18 protein-coding genes are annotated in these 15,254 nt (G+C 52.0%); 4 read left to right on the top strand and 14 right to left on the bottom strand.

Going from position 1 to position 15,254, the window contains the following annotated elements:
• The first annotated feature begins 33 nt into the window (after positions 1–33).
• Together pagP and cspE are read left to right on the top strand one after the other, a co-directional pair.
• Positions 34–609 (top strand): lipid IV(A) palmitoyltransferase PagP, encoded by a 576-nt coding sequence (gene pagP, locus F3J30_RS11865; protein ID WP_348771116.1) that lies wholly within the window; start codon positions 34–36, stop codon positions 607–609.
• 190 nt (positions 610–799) lie between these two features.
• The gene (gene cspE, locus F3J30_RS11870; RefSeq protein ID WP_000034825.1) at positions 800–1,009 is read left to right on the top strand and encodes a transcription antiterminator/RNA stability regulator CspE; all 210 of its coding nucleotides are present in this window, start codon (positions 800–802) and stop codon (positions 1,007–1,009) included.
• A gap of 219 nt (positions 1,010–1,228) precedes the next feature.
• On the opposite strand, the gene crcB is transcribed toward cspE, so the two are convergent.
• Positions 1,229–1,612, bottom strand: a complete 384-nt coding sequence (gene crcB / locus F3J30_RS11875; RefSeq protein ID WP_014069318.1) for a fluoride efflux transporter CrcB — start codon at positions 1,610–1,612, stop codon at positions 1,229–1,231.
• A gap of 67 nt (positions 1,613–1,679) precedes the next feature.
• Between crcB and F3J30_RS11880 the strand changes: the two genes are divergently transcribed.
• Both F3J30_RS11880 and tatE read left to right on the top strand, forming a co-directional pair.
• Positions 1,680–2,468, top strand: coding sequence for a deaminated glutathione amidase (locus F3J30_RS11880; protein WP_166717381.1), 789 nt, complete (start codon positions 1,680–1,682; stop codon positions 2,466–2,468).
• A gap of 127 nt (positions 2,469–2,595) precedes the next feature.
• Positions 2,596–2,799, top strand: coding sequence for a twin-arginine translocase subunit TatE (gene tatE / locus F3J30_RS11885; RefSeq protein WP_014069320.1), 204 nt, complete (start codon positions 2,596–2,598; stop codon positions 2,797–2,799).
• Between the two features lie 83 nt (positions 2,800–2,882).
• Here the strand turns inward: tatE and lipA are convergent, their stop codons facing one another.
• The 13 genes from lipA to lptE form a co-directional block, all read right to left on the bottom strand.
• Entirely contained in the window at positions 2,883–3,848 is a 966-nt protein-coding gene (gene lipA / locus F3J30_RS11890; RefSeq protein WP_006809637.1) for a lipoyl synthase, read from the bottom strand.
• Between the two features lie 207 nt (positions 3,849–4,055).
• Positions 4,056–5,009, bottom strand: coding sequence for a YbeF family transcriptional regulator (locus F3J30_RS11895; RefSeq protein ID WP_014069321.1), 954 nt, complete (start codon positions 5,007–5,009; stop codon positions 4,056–4,058).
• 301 nt (positions 5,010–5,310) lie between these two features.
• The gene (lipB, locus tag F3J30_RS11900; protein ID WP_166717382.1) at positions 5,311–5,952 is read right to left on the bottom strand and encodes a lipoyl(octanoyl) transferase LipB; all 642 of its coding nucleotides are present in this window, start codon (positions 5,950–5,952) and stop codon (positions 5,311–5,313) included.
• A 93-nt stretch (positions 5,953–6,045) separates the two neighbouring features.
• Positions 6,046–6,309, bottom strand: a complete 264-nt coding sequence (gene ybeD / locus F3J30_RS11905) for a DUF493 family protein YbeD (RefSeq protein WP_006177135.1) — start codon at positions 6,307–6,309, stop codon at positions 6,046–6,048.
• Between the two features lie 106 nt (positions 6,310–6,415).
• Complete coding sequence (gene dacA, locus F3J30_RS11910) at positions 6,416–7,627, bottom strand: D-alanyl-D-alanine carboxypeptidase DacA (RefSeq protein ID WP_014069323.1); 1,212 nt, start codon at positions 7,625–7,627, stop codon at positions 6,416–6,418.
• Positions 7,628–7,766: 139 nt separating this feature from the next.
• A complete protein-coding gene (rlpA, locus tag F3J30_RS11915) occupies positions 7,767–8,876 on the bottom strand; it encodes an endolytic peptidoglycan transglycosylase RlpA (RefSeq protein WP_166717383.1) in 1,110 nt (369 codons plus the stop codon).
• A 16-nt stretch (positions 8,877–8,892) separates the two neighbouring features.
• Positions 8,893–10,005 (bottom strand): peptidoglycan glycosyltransferase MrdB, encoded by a 1,113-nt coding sequence (mrdB, locus tag F3J30_RS11920; protein WP_014069325.1) that lies wholly within the window; start codon positions 10,003–10,005, stop codon positions 8,893–8,895.
• Positions 10,006–10,007: 2 nt separating this feature from the next.
• On the bottom strand, positions 10,008–11,909 hold the full coding sequence (mrdA, locus tag F3J30_RS11925; RefSeq protein ID WP_014069326.1) for a peptidoglycan DD-transpeptidase MrdA: 1,902 nt from the start codon (positions 11,907–11,909) through the stop codon (positions 10,008–10,010).
• Positions 11,910–11,937: 28 nt separating this feature from the next.
• Positions 11,938–12,405, bottom strand: a complete 468-nt coding sequence (gene rlmH, locus F3J30_RS11930) for a 23S rRNA (pseudouridine(1915)-N(3))-methyltransferase RlmH (RefSeq protein ID WP_014069327.1) — start codon at positions 12,403–12,405, stop codon at positions 11,938–11,940.
• A 3-nt stretch (positions 12,406–12,408) separates the two neighbouring features.
• A complete protein-coding gene (gene rsfS, locus F3J30_RS11935) occupies positions 12,409–12,726 on the bottom strand; it encodes a ribosome silencing factor (RefSeq protein ID WP_166717384.1) in 318 nt (105 codons plus the stop codon).
• A 269-nt stretch (positions 12,727–12,995) separates the two neighbouring features.
• Complete coding sequence (gene nadD / locus F3J30_RS11940; RefSeq protein ID WP_166717385.1) at positions 12,996–13,661, bottom strand: nicotinate-nucleotide adenylyltransferase; 666 nt, start codon at positions 13,659–13,661, stop codon at positions 12,996–12,998.
• Positions 13,654–14,685 (bottom strand): DNA polymerase III subunit delta, encoded by a 1,032-nt coding sequence (holA, locus tag F3J30_RS11945; protein ID WP_166717386.1) that lies wholly within the window; start codon positions 14,683–14,685, stop codon positions 13,654–13,656. Before holA ends, nadD begins: the two co-directional genes overlap by 8 nt.
• The gene (lptE, locus tag F3J30_RS11950) at positions 14,685–15,254 is read right to left on the bottom strand and encodes an LPS assembly lipoprotein LptE (protein ID WP_014069331.1); all 570 of its coding nucleotides are present in this window, start codon (positions 15,252–15,254) and stop codon (positions 14,685–14,687) included. Before lptE ends, holA begins: the two co-directional genes overlap by 1 nt.

Consider the following 15,254-nt stretch of genomic DNA (forward strand, 5'->3'; position numbering starts at 1 on the left):
TTTGCCTCGAATACTAAGAATGGTAATTGCATTGTGATCGTACGAAATAAGTTTTACTTGATTTTATTGTTTATTTTTGGGCAGTTAACATTTTCTTCTGTTGCTATGGCAGAAGAAGGCGCAGCGGATAAAGGCTGGTTCTCAACTTTTACGGATAACGTCGCGCAAACCTGGAAGGAGCCAGAGCACTATGATCTGTATATTCCGGCAATAACGTGGCACGCGCGTTTTGCGTATGACAAAGAAAAGACTGACAAATACAACGAGCGCCCGTGGGGTGCTGGTTTTGGTCAGTCCCGCTGGGACGAAAAAGGGAACTGGCACGGCATCTACCTGATGGCCTTTAAAGATTCCTTTAACAAGTGGGAACCGATAGGTGGCTACGGTTGGGAGAAAACCTGGCGACCATTAGCAGACGATAACTTCCACGTGGGTCTGGGCTATACCGCAGGGGTTACCGCACGCGATAACTGGAAATACATTCCTATTCCGGTGATCTTGCCGCTGGCGTCCATTGGCTATGGTCCGGCAACGTTCCAGATGACGTATATTCCAGGGACTTACAACAACGGTAACGTTTACTTCGCGTGGATGCGTTTTCAGTTTTAACTGAAAAAACTTTACATGATGGCGAAAAAACGTACTGCCTTTGAATCATAAAGGATAAAAATCCGTCAGTGAAAATTAACGCGACTTTTGTCACTTTTTATCAAAGATCCGCTGGACAAAACGTCCCACAATTGTTGTACTGATACCCGACACAGCATTTGTGTCGTTTTTTAATGTAAAGGTAATTTTGATGTCTAAGATTAAAGGTAACGTTAAGTGGTTTAATGAGTCCAAAGGATTCGGTTTCATTACTCCAGAAGATGGCAGCAAAGACGTGTTCGTACACTTCTCTGCAATCCAGACTAATGGTTTCAAAACCCTGGCTGAAGGTCAGCGCGTTGAGTTTGAAATCACTAACGGTGCCAAAGGCCCTTCTGCTGCTAACGTAATCGCTCTGTAATTCAGACGCGTCAGCAAGAATTTCAAAACCCGCTCATTGAGCGGGTTTTTTTCGTTTTAAATCAGCCAAGAAAATAAATTTTCAGAAAGCTGGCGATGATCAGCACGCTCAGCAACACCATTCCTGCGCTCATCAAACTGTCTTTCATTTCGTCACCCTCGTTCAGTATTGCAACCAGAGTGACAGAGAAAAGTTAAGCCAACATTAACGCTCCCGACGTTATTGCGGGCTGGCGGAGGAAAATAACCAAAATGCGATTGCCGTCATCGCAAATGAACCCAGCATGTTGACCGCAATGTTGGTCAATGCCCAGGTGAATCGCCCTTCCTGGAACAGGAACACCACCTCAGCGGAGAAGGTAGAGAATGTTGTCAGGCCGCCACAGAAACCGGTGGTGATCAAAACCTTCCACATCGGGTCGATATTCGTCATTCGGTTGAACCAGGCCAGCCCCATACCAATGATAAATGCGCCAATCAGGTTAGCGGCAAGGGTGCCCATAGGGATTGCCTGATGCAGCGGATTAAACCGCATACTTAAGAACCACCGCGCAACGCTTCCTGTACCACCACCGATAAAAACGGCTAAAAGTAGTTGTAACACGCTAAATACCTGCTATTTGATGTGTAAGAGCATCGAGTTTAACGCTGATGATGAGTGAGGGACAAATATGTATGTTGCGGTAGGGCAGTTTGCGGTAACGCCGCGCTGGGAAGAAAATGCGCAAAAATGCGTGGCCCTGATGGCTCAGGCGCGGCAGAAGGGGGCATCGTTGCTGGTGCTGCCTGAAGCGCTGCTGGCACGTGATGATAACGACCCGGATATGTCGGTGAAATCAGCTCAGCCGCTGGATGGCGGTTTCTTGCAGCTGTTGCTTCATGAAAGCGCCGGTAATCAACTGACCACGGTGCTGACTATCCATGTTCCGTCTTCGCCGGGAAGGGCAGTGAACACCCTTGTAGCGATTCGTGACGGTGCGATTATCGCAAGCTACGCTAAATTACATCTCTACGATGCATTCAGTATTCAGGAGTCACGCCTGGTTGACCCTGGCGATGTCATGCCGCCATTGATTAACATCAGCGACCTGAACATCGGGTTGATGACCTGCTACGATTTACGTTTTCCTGAGATGGCATTGAGCCTGGCTCTTAAAGGTGCTGATGTGTTGGTATTGCCTGCTGCGTGGGTTAAAGGCCCGCTTAAAGAGCACCACTGGGCAACGCTGCTTGCCGCCCGTGCGCTCGACACCACATGTTACATGGTGGCTGCCGGAGAGTGCGGGAATAAGAATATTGGCCAGAGCCGGGTTGTTGATCCGCTGGGGGTAACGGTCGCCGCGGCTGCGGAAGCTCCGACCTTGCTGATGACTGAGATATTTTCAGCCCGAATAGCTCTTGCGCGCCAGCAATTACCTGTTCTGCAAAATCGCCGGTTTGCGCCACCGCAATTATTCTGATGTTTTTTTCAACAGTGCTTGATTCACCTTGTTACAGATTGTTATTGTGTGCGCGCGTCAAATGACCGTTAATAAGATCAGGTTTTTTGGCGCTGAATGCAGCCTGTTTTATGTAAAGAAGGTATCTATGGGTGAGATTAGTATTACCAAACTGCTGGTGGTTGCCGCACTGGTCGTCCTGCTGTTTGGTACCAAGAAGTTACGCACGCTGGGTGGTGACCTGGGTGCAGCAATTAAAGGCTTCAAGAAAGCGATGAATGACGATGATGCGGCTGCGAAGAAAAGCGCCGAGGATGACGTCCCTGCTGAGAAGCTTTCTCACAAAGAGTAAGAGCATTGCCTGAGGGCTTGCGAAAAAAAACCGGCTCAATGGCCGGTTTTTTTATGACGTAACTGTAAATAAATATTTCTATATTATTTAACTTCTTCGCCTTTCGCCTGCATATCAGCGTGGTATGACGAGCGAACAAACGGGCCGCAGGCTGCATGGGTAAAGCCCATTGCCATTGCTTCGGCTTTCATTTCATCGAACTCATCCGGGCTAACATAACGCTGCACTGGCAGGTGATGGCGGCTAGGTTGCAGATACTGGCCCAGCGTCAGCATGGTAACGCCATGACGGCGCAGATCGCGCATCACTTCGATGATCTCGGCATTGGTTTCACCGAGGCCAACCATCAGGCCTGACTTGGTTGGGATATGCGGGTGCGCTTCTTTAAAACGCTCCAGCAGCTTCAGGGACCAGTTGTAATCTGCACCAGGGCGAACCTGACGGTAGATACGCGGTACGTTTTCCAGGTTGTGGTTGAACACATCCGGCGGCGTTGCGGTCAGGATATCCAGCGCGCGATCCATACGTCCACGGAAGTCCGGTACCAGCGTTTCGATTTTAATGTTTGGACTTTTCTCACGGATAGCAGTGATACAGTCAGCAAAGTGCTGAGCACCGCCATCACGCAGATCGTCACGGTCAACAGAGGTAATGACCACATAGCGCAGCGCCATGTCAGCAATCGTCTGAGCCAGTTTTTGCGGTTCGTTAGCGTCAGGCGCAACAGGGCGGCCATGTGCTACGTCGCAGAACGGACAGCGGCGGGTACAAATTGCACCCAGGATCATAAAGGTCGCTGTGCCGTGGTTGAAACATTCAGCAAGGTTGGGGCAAGAGGCTTCTTCACAGACAGAGTGAAGGCCATTTTTACGCATCGCCGCTTTGATCCCCTGGATACGCGAAGAGTCTGCCGGAAGTTTGATTTTCATCCATTCCGGTTTTCTTAACAGCGCTTCGCGCTCTGTAGCCACGTTTTTAACCGGGATAAGGGCCATTTTATCGGCATCGCGGTATTTAACACCGCGTTCCATCACAATGGGTTTACTCATAGCGTGCGTGTTCCAGTTGCGAATATCGAAGGAAAGCGTTTCAATTCAAGGGAATGTTGTATTTATCAACTATTTTTGAACGAACGACAGGCAGTATATCATTGAAACGGTCGATAAAGCAGCCTGCCAGGTCGCCAAATTGTAAAATAGTTGTTGTTTTGTGCCTTTTGCCCCGCACCTGGCAGGGGCTTGTACTGAATGGGGTTGTCAGAAGGCCTGACGGATGACGTTAATGACAGTCTCGAGTACCGGATCGCGCAGGCTGAGTTTGTTGTAATGCAGAGAAATTTCAACAGATTCAGTGTTCAGCTGCGGTAAGGTGATGCTCTCCAGCGGCCAGCATTTGCACAGCAGGGAGAACAGTCGGGCAGGCATAACGCAAAGCATATCGCTGCTGCTAATCAGTGACGCCATCGTAAACATATTGTAACTGCTGAAGCTCACCTGACGTTCCGGGAAAATCTCGTCTAAGCGCTGACGCAGAACGTTCATGCTTTGCCCTTCGGTCATGAACGATGAATGCTCATAGCCGCGTAAGTTCTCCAGCGTCAGGGGGTGGCTGAGCACCGGGTGATGCTGGCGACACACCAGCGTCAGGCTGTCAGCATAGAGGACGTTCTGCCCCAGTGCTCTGGCGTTAAAATTATTGCTGTCGATAATCAGGTCGGTCTGGAATTGCGAGAGCTGAATTTCAGGCTCACTGACGGGAACATTACGCAGCAGTAGCTGTGGTGCGTGTTGTTTCACCGCCTGATAGATGATGGGCATGACCAGAACGCCAACAGAAGGGGATGTACCGATGGTAATCGTTCTCTGCTTATCGTAGCTTCCGGTCAGGTCCAGCGCGCCCAGAATCGATTCCAGCCCCTGGCTGATGTACTCATGCAGGTGGGTCGCATAGGCTGTAGGCGTCACGCCCTGGCCTTTACGGATAAATAAGGGATCGGGAAATATAGCGCGCAATTTCTGAATTGACTGGCTAATTGCAGAGGGCGTGAGATTAAGAATTTTCGCAGCGTTAACGATACCCTTGTGGACATATACTGCCTCAAAAATAGTCAGTAAATTGAGATCAATATTACGTAATGTCCGAAAAATTTGCGGTTTATCTTCACTACCGGGTTCATTCAGGCGTTTTGCTGGTAAATTATTATACTCCACGCTTTCACTCCGTATTCATTCACAATATGAATGATAGTTGAAATTATTTATTATGCCTGTAGAGATTCGTAAAGTGTTTTGTAGGCGCCACTTGTTTTTCAAAAACAAACAGTTGTGTGATTATCACGCAAGCTACATGAGCCTCTCAATCAGCTCTGGCTGTGGGCTAAATAATTTATAGCGCTAATATGTGGGCGCGTTCAGGCGCTTCGAAAATATAGAATCTGCGGATTATTGTAAAGCGTAAAAGCGGGAAATAAGTGATGGCTCGTCAAATAATCAAGCCATCATGTATGATATATTAAGCAGGGATATATTCGTGAGGTGGATTGTTAAGTAGTGCTAACAAGTTGCTCAACAGTACCGGTCTAATAATATCAGGTGTGGCTGTTTCGACCCACTGACGCATTTGCGTCATTTCCATTCCGGCATATCCACATGGGTTGATGCGTAAGAACGGTGCGAGATCCATATTAATATTTAACGCCAGCCCGTGGAACGAGCAGCCCTTACGGATCCGCAGACCCAGCGAGCAGATCTTCATTTCTCCAACGTATACGCCTGGCGCATCAGCCCGGGGATGGGCATCTATGCCATATTCCGCCAGTGTGTTCACTACGGTTTGTTCCAGCAGTGTGACCAGTTCACGTACGCCAAGTTTTCTGCGTTTCAGGTTCAGCAGGACATACATTACCTGCTGGCCTGGGCCGTGATAGGTGACTTGCCCACCGCGATCGCTCTGAATAACCGGAATGTCTCCAGTCGTCAGCAGATGTTCTGCTTTGCCAGCCTGTCCCTGAGTAAACACCGGCAGATGTTCCACCAGCCAGATTTCATCAGGTGTCGTTTCATCGCGAGAATCGGTGAAATCATGCATGGCCTGGGAGACAGGCTCGTAAGGTTGCAGCCCGAGTTGGCGGACAAGAATTTTATCCTGGTACAAAACTGTGTCTCCGAAGACAAGGGAGAAAAGGTGAGGGGATTATATCACAGCGGGGAGAGGGGTTACCCGGCAAACCGGGTAACCACAGAGGGACTACAGCACCATACGAACAATTTCGATATTGCCGAGCTCTTCGTACAGCGTCTCAACCTGCTCAATGTGCGTGGCAGTGATGGTAATAGAAACCGAGTGGTAGTTGCCCTTGCTGCTTGGTTTTACTGACGGAGAGTAGTCGCCCGGCGCATGGCGCTGTACCACTTCAACCACCTGATCAACCAGCTCAGGTTTCGCCAGACCCATTACTTTGTAAGTAAATGAGGTAGGGAATTCAAGCAGTTCGTTAAGTTTGGTTTTCATGTCAGCTCCGGCGTAACGTCAAAAAATAATAACTCCCACGTCAGGTGGGAGTTATCAGGATAGTTAGTATATGGGGATCAAAATCACACTTTCAAGTGTTCAATTTTTATCCAAACCAGTGATGGAACATCAATTTAATGTAATCAATGATTTTGCCGAAGAAATTGCCTTCCGGAATTTCTTGCAACACCACCAGTGGGCGCTGATCGATGGTTTTGCCATCCAGCTGGAAGTTAATGGTGCCCACAACCTGGTTTTTCTGAAGCGGAGCATGGAGCTCAGTGCTATTCAGCACGTAGCTGGCTTTCAGATCCTTCATGCGACCGCGTGGAATGGTCAGATACAGATCTTTGTCCACGCCCAGGGAGGCACGATCGTTGTCACCAAACCAGACAGGCTCAGAAGCAAATTCTTTACCTGCTTTCAGTGGGTTCACGGTTTCGAAGAAACGGAAGCCCCAGGTCAGCAGTTTTTTGCTTTCGGTTTCACGACCTTTAAAGGTGCGGCCACCCATAACGGCAGAAATCAGGCGCATCTGGCCTTCAGTGGCAGAGGCAACCAGGTTATAACCCGCTTTATCGGTGTGACCGGTCTTGATGCCGTCTACGTTCAGGCTGTTGTCCCACAGCAGACCGTTACGGTTGGTCTGGCGGATACCGTTGAAGGTAAACTCTTTTTCTTTATAGATGGAGTATTCGTTAGGCACGTCGCGGATCAGCGCCTGACCAATCAACGCCATATCACGCGCGGAGCTGTACTGGCCATCAGCATCCAGGCCGTGAACGGTCTGGAAGTGGCTGTTTTTCAGGCCCAGAGCGGTCACGTAGCTGTTCATCAGGCCAACAAACGCGTCCTGACTACCGGCAGCAAAGTCGGCCATTGCCACGCAGGCATCGTTACCGGATTGCAGGTTGATACCACGGATCAGCTGAGATACAGGAACCTGCATTCCAGGTTTCAGGAACATCAGCGATGAACCTTTGAACACCGGGTTACCGGTCGCCCAGGCATCGTTACCGATGGTCACCAGATCGCTTTCTTTGAACTTACCGGCTTTCATTGCCTGGCCGATAACGTAGCTGGTCATCATTTTGGTCAGACTGGCCGGATCGCGGCGGGCGTCGGCATTCTGTTCTGCCAGAACTTTGCCAGAGTTGTAATCGATCAGGATGTAGGATTCCGCGTCGATTTGCGGAACGCCAGGGATCATGGTCTTGATATTCAGGTCATCGGCGTGAGCGGCAGAGAGTGCAGCTGCGCAAAGGGCCGTGGTCAGCGCCATGCGCTGCACAAAACGAGCAGAAAAAGTGGTCTTCATGGTCAGAACTACGACATCCGTGATGGAATTAAAAAAAGTGCCTTACTATAGCAAATGCTATACAGGCAGGCATCCGACTTTCAGTGCGAGTTTGTGAATGTTAGTTACACAAACCGACAATTCGGATACCGCCGATGAGTTATTTCGCAACAGCGATAAACGATTGCAATTGCGCTTCGCTTTGCAGGCGTTGTTGCAGGGCGGACGCCTGAGATTTGCTGGCAAACGGCCCCATCTGGATACGCCAGACTGCACCATTTTGCTCAACGCGTCCTGGCACGCTGAATTGCTGACTCAAACGCTGTTGATACTGTTTTGCACGCGCCTGGTCACTTACTGCACCTACCTGTACGACAAAACCACCGCTGGCAGCCGCTGGTGCAGCGACTTCCGCGCTCTGGGTTGTCGCCGGAGCTGTCACCGGGGCGGGCTGTGTTACGGGCGCAGCAACGACCGGTGCGGGTGTTGGCTCGCTACCTTCCAGTACACCCGCCGCTAAGGTTGTCGGCGCACCGAGGAAACCGCTGCTCTTCACTGGCGCGCCAGTGCTGTCATCGCTCTGCAAGGTATCATTGCTGATTGCACGGACTTCACCCTGAGGTGCAGCAGGTTCAGCCGGAGAGGATGCGCCACCCATACCACCGCTTAAGTCCGGGCGTGAAGGAAGGGCATAGGTCTGCTTGGCAACGGTTGTACAGGCTGTACCCGGGCCAGACAGCGTACCATCCTGCGCCACGATGATTGGATCGATACGCACTTTGGTGTTGTTCGACGTGTTCAGACGGTCAGCGGCAGCACGTGACAGTGAAATCACCCGGTCGTTACCGTAAGGACCGCGATCGTTGATGCGCACGACGATCATACGACCATTCGCCAGGTTTGTGATACGGGCATAGCTTGGGATCGGCAGCGTCGGGTGTGCTGCGGTGATCTGCGCGGGATCGAACGTTTCGCCCGATGCCGTCAGGTTGCTACCTGGCTCTGCATCGTAGATGGCGGCAAAACCGGCCTGGCTAAAGCGCGACGGGTCTTGCACAATTTTGTAGCTCTTGCCATCGCGCTGATAATCCTGATTTGCCGTTGCGTTCAGCGGTTCATAACTCGGATCGGCGCCGCTGATTTCAACAATCGGGCCATTACAGACCGCAGGCTGCGGCGGCGCGACGGTCGCCTGCTGCTGACCATCATCACTTGAACAGGCTGCAAGCAAACTTGCTGCGATGCAGATACCCAGCCACTGCTTACGCATTGCGATCCCCTTATTTTTATACGCTTTTGGACAACATTTTTCTGTGGGTATGGATCGACATCACGATACCAAACCCGGCCATCAACACGATCAGTGCCGAGCCCCCGTAACTGACCAGCGGCAGCGGTACGCCTACAACCGGCAGAATACCACTCACCATACCAATATTTACGAAGACATAAACGAATAAAATCAACATCAACCCGCCGGCCATCACGCGGCCAAACGTGGTTTGCGCGCGTGCCGCAATCCAGAGCCCACGCATGATAAGCAGCACGTAGAGCGCCAGCAGGATTAAGATGCCAACCAGCCCCAGCTCTTCGGCCAGTACCGCAAAGATAAAGTCGGTGTGGCGCTCTGGTAAGAATTCAAGCTGTGATTGCGTACCGTGGAGCCAGCCTTTACCGCGCAGACCGCCGGAGCCAATCGCAATCTTCGACTGAATAATATGATAGCCCGCACCCAGCGGATCGGTTTCCGGGTCGAGAAGCATCATCACGCGCTGGCGCTGGTAATCATGCATCAGGAAGAACCAGAGGATCGGGATGAAGGCGGCAATCAGCACAACCGCGATACCAATCAAACGCCAGCTCAGCCCCGACAGGAACAGCACAAACAGACCGGACAGCGCGATAAGAATCGAGGTTCCAAGGTCAGGCTGTGCGGCAACCAGTAAGGTTGGCAGGAAAATCAGCACCAGCGCGATGGCGGTGTTTTTTAATGAAGGCGGGCAGACGTCGCGGTTGATAAAGCGCGCCACCATCAGAGGCACGGCGATTTTCGCTATCTCTGACGGCTGGAAGCGGACTATGCCCAGATCCAGCCAGCGCTGCGCACCTTTGGAAATCGCACCGAAGGCATCTACCGCCACTAGCAGGACAATACAGAAAATATACAGATAAGGCGCCCAGCCTTCATAGACGCGCGGCGGGATTTGCGCCATCACGACCATAATCACCAGACCCATTGCGATCTGGCCGATTTTGCGTTCCATCATGCCGATGTCCTGGCCGCTGGCGCTCCAGATAACCAGGGCGCTATAGACCAGCAGAGCCAGCAGGATCAGCAGCATGGCAGGGTCGATGTGGATTTTATCCCACAGCGATTTTTTATTTGGATTATCCGTCATGATTATTGGTCCTCCGCCGCAGCGGATGCCGGGTTTTCAGTCGGCAATTCAGTGTTGTTGTCACCCAGCATAATATGGTCGAGGATTTGGCGCATGATCGTACCAACAGCCGGGCCAGCGCCGCCGTTCTCCAGGATCATCGCCACCGCAACCTGCGGGTTATCATAGGGGGCAAACGCCGTCATGAGCTTGTGGTCACGCAGACGCTCAGCAATTCGGTGCGCGTTATAGGTTTCGTTCGCCTTCAGGCCAAATACCTGCGCGGTACCGGATTTAGCAGCCACTTTATACGGTGCACCGGCGAAGTATTTATGGGCCGTACCGTTCGGACGGTTGGCTACGCCGTACATACCGTCTTTCGCTATTTCCCAGAAACCAGAGTGAATATCCCCAACCGGCGTTTCATGTGGCTGGTTCCACGGCACTTTCTTACCGTCTTCCACCGTGCTCATAAGCAGGTGTGGCACTTTTACCACGCCATCGTTGATGAGGATCATCATCGCTTTGTTCATCTGCAACGGCGTTGCCGTCCAGTAGCCCTGGCCGATACCCACAGGAATGGTATCACCCTGATACCACGGCTTTTTAAAGCGCTTCAGCTTCCACTCACGGGTTGGCATGTTGCCAGAGCGCTCTTCCGACAGGTCAACACCGGTGTAATGTCCGTAGCCGAACTTACTCATCCACAGTGACAGACGGTCAATCCCCATGTCATAGGCGACCTGGTAGAAGAAAGTATCCGCCGACTCTTCCAGTGATTTCGTGACGTTCAGATGACCGTGGCCCCATTTTTTCCAGTCACGGTAGCGTTTATCGGAACCCGGCAACTGCCACCAGCCAGGGTCAAACAGGCTGGTATTACGGTTAATGACGCCCGCGCTCAGAGCCGAAACAGCCACATACGGTTTAACCGTTGAGGCCGGAGGGTAAACCCCCTGGGTCGCACGGTTGACCAACGGCGTGTTCGGGTCGTTCAGCAGGCCAGAGTAGTCTTTGCTGGAGATCCCATCGACAAACAGGTTCGGGTCGTAGCTTGGCATCGACACCATCGCCAGGATGCCGCCACTGCGAGGGTCGGTGACGACAACCGCGGCACGGCTGCCTGCCAGCAGGGTTTCGATATATTGTTGCAGTTTCAGATCGAGCGTCAGGTAAACGTCGTGTCCCGCCTGCGGAGGCACTTCTTTCAGCTGGCGGATCACGCGTCCACGGTTATTGACTTCAACTTCTTCATAACCGGTCTGGCCGTGCAGGACGTCTTCGTAATAGCGCTCAATCCCCAGCTTACCGATATCGTGCGTTGCGGCGTAGTTCGCCAGCTTGCCGTCTTTATCGAGTCTGTCGACGTCTTTATCGTTAATTTTGGATACGTAGCCAATAACGTGCGTCAGGGCCGAACCGAAAGGGTAGAAGCGGCGTTTATAGCCTTTAACTTCAACACCGGGGAAGCGATACTGGTTTACCGCAAAACGCGCAACCTGGACTTCCGTCAGGTTCGTTTTTACCGGAATGGAGGTGAAACGGTGTGAACGTGCGCGCTCTTTTTTGAACGCTGCGATATCGTCATCGTTAAGGTCGACAACGCTTTTTAGCGCATCCAGCGTATCCTGCACATTGTCCACTTTCTCCGGCATCATCTCGATTTGGTAGATGGTACGGTTAAGTGCAAGCGGCGTGCCGTTACGATCGTAAATAATGCCGCGGCTTGGGGCGATGGGAACCAGTTTGATACGGTTTTCGTTGGAACGCGTCTGGTAATCGGTAAAGCGGACAATTTGCAGATTATAAAGGTTGGCGATCAGCACGCCGGTAAGCAGCAAAATCCCCGTAAAGGCGACCAGCGCCCGGCGCACAAACAGCGCGGACTCAGCCGTATAGTCGCGAAAAGAATTCTGTAGTTTCATCCGCTGCTTAATCTACCCTGGTCAGTCACTACTCGCGGTGATATGGGTGGTTGGTAGTAATGCTCCACGCGCGATACAAGCTTTCTGCCACCAGTACCCGAACAAGCGGGTGGGGGAGAGTCAGCGCGGAGAGAGACCAACTTTGTTCTGCGGCCGCTTTACAGGCAGGGGATAACCCTTCTGGCCCGCCAATCAACAGACTGACGTCACGACCATCCTGCTTCCAGCGCTCCAGCTCGTGCGCCAGTTGCGGCGTATCCCAGGGTTTACCTGGAATATCGAGGGTGACGATGCGGTTTTTGCCTGCGGCAGCCAGCATCAGTTCTCCCTCTTTCTCGAGAATACGTTTGATATCTGCGTTCTTGCCGCGCTTTCCTGCTGGGATCTCCACCAGTTCGAACGGCATATCTTTCGGGAAACGACGCAGATATTCAGTAAAACCCGTTTGTACCCAGTCTGGCATTTTTGTGCCGACGGCTACTAGCTGCAACTTCACGCATTAACCCCAGAGTTTTTCCAGCTCATACAGGCGACGGCTCTCTTCCTGTAAAACATGGACAATAACATCGCCGAGATCGACAACAACCCAGTCAGCGGTGGCTTCGCCTTCAACACCAAACGGCAACAGGCCCGCCATACGCGATTCCTGAACCACATGGTTGGCAATTGACACCACATGGCGAGTCGATGTACCGGTGCAAATGATCATGCAATCGGTGATGCTGGATTTACCCTTAACGTCGATAGCGATGATGTCCTGACCTTTCAGGTCATCAATTTTGTCGATAACAAAATCCTGGAGTGCTTTACCCTGCAAGTTTTCCCCCTGGGTGAATGAGATTGTGCAACTATGAATTCGTGGCCAGACAGTATACCTGAACTGACGCCAGTGTCGGGACAAATGTCACCGGCCGGGCTTTTGAAGGCGGGTATCATCCCACCCTCCGCCTGAGATTGCATCGCCATTTTTGTAAAACAATTTCTGTAAAGCAATGATCGGCGGGAAAGTCTGGCAGCGGAGAATATCAGCATGGTCAGGCCTGTCAAGGCAGGATAGCGAATAACAGGCTTTTTCCTGCATCATGCTTATTCTTCGGTACTTTTCTGATACAGCCCGTGCTGGTGAATATATGCCAGCACAGCCGTTGGCAGCAGGTCATCACAGGCGAGCCCTTGTTGCAGGCGTTCGCGAATAATGGTGGCTGAAATATCAAACCAGGGTGTTTCTGCCAGATAAATCTTCCCGGCAGGCTGATTATGGAGATCTTCTACATTGTCTGTCAGGTGCGCTTCCAGCCACTGCTGATGTTGTTCTTCCCGCATGGTCAGCGGATAACCCGGACGGCGGCAAACCAGCAGGTGACTGTTTTGCAGAATGGTTTCGTACTTATGCCAGTTGGGGAAATTGAGCAGAGAATCCTGGCCAATAATAAACGCCAGCGGCTGTTGCGGCCCTTTTTCGGCGCGCCATTCCTGCAACGTCTGGGATGTCCAGGAGGGCGTGTCGCGGCGCAATTCCCGCTCATCAAGCGTAAACAGCGGTTTATCCGCTATCGCCAGCGCCAGCATTTCTTTGCGCTGTTCGCTTGTGGCTTCCGGCTGAGGACGATGTGGCGGAACGTTATTTGGCATGATTATCACACGCTGCAAGCCTATCTGATTCGCCAGTATTTCCACCGGTTTTAGATGCCCGTAATGAACCGGGTCGAAGGTGCCGCCATACAGTGCCTGAAGAGAATGCATATTATCCATCGATAAAAACGTCTGCCAGCGCCTTGTGGCAAAGCAGCAGAGAAAGACTTTCCAGCTCAGCCCAGACCGACTGGCCATAATCCTGTTTTAGCGTCAGCTCGGCGCGCATCAGCAATTGTATGGCCTGGCGAAGCTGTTCATGACTCAGGCGGTTTATTGCCTCTGTGGTCATGGCGCGGCGGTTTTGCCACACGCGGTGCTTGTCGAACAGGGAACGCAGCGGCGTATGCGCAGACTGACGTTTCAGGTTAATCAGCAGTAACAGCTCGCGCTGAACCGTCCGCAGCAGGATAACCGGCTCACTGCCTTCAAGACGCAACTGCTGCAAAATATGCAGGGCGCGTTTACTCTTCGCCGACAGCAGGGCATCAACCCAGTGGAAAGGGGTAAAGTGCGCAGCATCATTCACCGCTTGCTCAACGCGCGGCAGAGTCAGTTTGCCATCGGGCCACAGCAAGGAAAGTCTGTCCAGCGCCTGTGCCAGTGCCAGCAGGTTACCCTCGTAGCAGTAGCAAAGCAGCTGATTGGCTGCATCATCCAGATGGAGATTGTGCTGTTTTGCCCGCGCGGCAACCCATTTTGGCAGATGTGCCTGTTCGGGTGTCTGACAGGTGATCAGTACGGAGTGCGCCGCGAGTTGGGTAAACCATGCCGCGTTTTCCTGGGCTTTGGTCAGCTTATTGCCGCGCACAATCAGCAGCAGGTCGCTGTGTAATAAACTCACCAGCGTCGCCAGTTGTTCATTGATGGCCGCGTTAGGGCCATTATCCGGCAGCAGGATCTGAATCGTCTGGCGCGATGCGAACAGGCTCATCGCCTGGCAAAGTGAGAAGAGGGCATTCCAGTCTGTGTTGTTATCAAGCTGGAAGGTGTGGTGTTCATCAAAGCCCTGCGCCGCCGCAGCCTGTTTGACGGCATCAAGACTTTCCTGAAGCAATAACGGATCGTTTCCGAGCAGCAGATACGCCGCGCGCAGCCCTTCATTGAGCTGCGCGCGGAGTTGTTCAGGATACAACCTGATCATCAGTTACCCATCGAGGTAGAAACCGGCAGCGCATTGGCATCCGGTTTATCGATGATATCAGCACCTTCTTTAGAAGTTGCCTCAATGCTAGGCAGTTTACGGATCAGCTGTTCTGCTGCTTTGTCGTACATTTCGTTAATGATAATTTGCTGCTCGGCGTCTTTGGCCAGCGCAGTTTGTGGGTTATCAAAGAACGAACGGTAGACCTTCGTGCTGATTGGATAAATGTCTTTACCCGGGATCAGTACAGCAGCGTTAACCGACATCACCATCTGGTACTCAGCGGTACGGCCGTCCTGGAAGATTGACGCCGTGTCTTTGCTCAGGGTCATGCCCAGAACACGCAGAGACGGTACATCCTGGCGCAGCGTTCCTTTCTCGATAAGCTCAACACCGTTCAGGCGCAGCTGGCTGCGAATTGCCCGGCTAAGCGGACCGTTCGGATCACCGGAATCGAAGATCATCGTTTTCATCTGGGCAGGCACTGCCGTGGTATTGCGCAGATGCCAGCCACAACCAGCGGTGACAAGCACCGCCAGAGATAAGAGTATTGTTGCCAGTTGTCGCAC

Origin of the sequence: Enterobacter sp. Tr-810 (assembly GCF_011752765.1) — a bacterium.
GTDB classification, from domain to species: Bacteria; Pseudomonadota; Gammaproteobacteria; order Enterobacterales; family Enterobacteriaceae; genus Enterobacter; species Enterobacter soli.